Source organism: Compostibacillus humi, from assembly GCF_014637175.1.
Taxonomy (GTDB): Bacteria; Bacillota; Bacilli; order Bacillales; family Amphibacillaceae; genus Oceanobacillus; species Oceanobacillus humi.
The window spans coordinates 1-661 of the sequence record NZ_BMEV01000162.1 but is presented as its reverse complement, the minus strand read 5'-3'; the positions used below and the strand labels follow the sequence as shown (position 1 = coordinate 661).

Below are 661 nucleotides of genomic sequence, written 5' to 3'. Positions count from 1 at the left end.
TATTTGTGTTGGTAAAAATAAACTTTTTCCACACAGAAATATAAATTCAAGTTTCTTCGATTAAAAAATACGAATGGATTGAAGGTATAACAAAGAAAATCGGTAAACTTAAACTCTTTTTAGGTTGACTTTAAATACATTGATAATTATTAAAATAACCATTGCAGTTAATGCTCCGAGTAGAATACTTAAATCAAAATAATCTTCCGAGATGTAAATAATCATGAGAGTAAATATTACCCCGACCATCCCACAAATCGCCACAAAAGCCAAATTCCATTTTTGTAACTTTTTTCTACTCATTATTTCTCCTCCTCTAATATAAAAATTTCGTCGATGGGAAGTTTAAAGTATTCCACAATTTTTAAAGCGAGTTCCAAACTGGGATTGTATTTATTGTTTTCAATCGCAGTAAGGGTTTGTCGCGTCACCTGTAGATCTTCTGCCATTTGAATTTGCTTTATTCCTCTTTCTTTTCTGATTTTCCGTATGTTGTTCTTAACAGGCATTTTTTCACCACCTATAATGTAAAGAACTATTTACTTATTTTATAACTCAACTTTCGCACGCTTAAAATTGCTCTAAACCCTTGATATATTTGAATGCAGACTAAGTTGATCATGCCGCATTTGCCTTTATTTCATCGTTACTACGAAAAGCC

The 661-nt window shown here is 31.5% G+C and carries 2 protein-coding genes; both read right to left on the bottom strand.

Annotated elements, in window-relative coordinates; all coding sequences use genetic code 11:
• Positions 1 to 108: 108 nt before the first annotated feature.
• Entirely contained in the window at positions 109 to 303 is a 195-nt protein-coding gene (locus IEV18_RS17110) for a hypothetical protein (protein ID WP_188393525.1), read from the bottom strand.
• Entirely contained in the window at positions 303 to 509 is a 207-nt protein-coding gene (locus tag IEV18_RS17105; protein ID WP_188393524.1) for a helix-turn-helix transcriptional regulator, read from the bottom strand. Before IEV18_RS17105 ends, IEV18_RS17110 begins: the two co-directional genes overlap by 1 nt.
• Between the last annotated feature and the right edge of the window lie 152 nt (positions 510 to 661).

Excerpts from the sequence above, each read along its gene's own strand:
- IEV18_RS17110 (WP_188393525.1), bottom strand. The coding sequence starts at position 303 with ATGAGTAGAAAAAAGTTACAAAAATGGAATTTGGCTTTTGTGGCGATT.
- IEV18_RS17105 (WP_188393524.1), bottom strand. The coding sequence starts at position 509 with ATGCCTGTTAAGAACAACATACGGAAAATCAGAAAAGAAAGAGGAATA.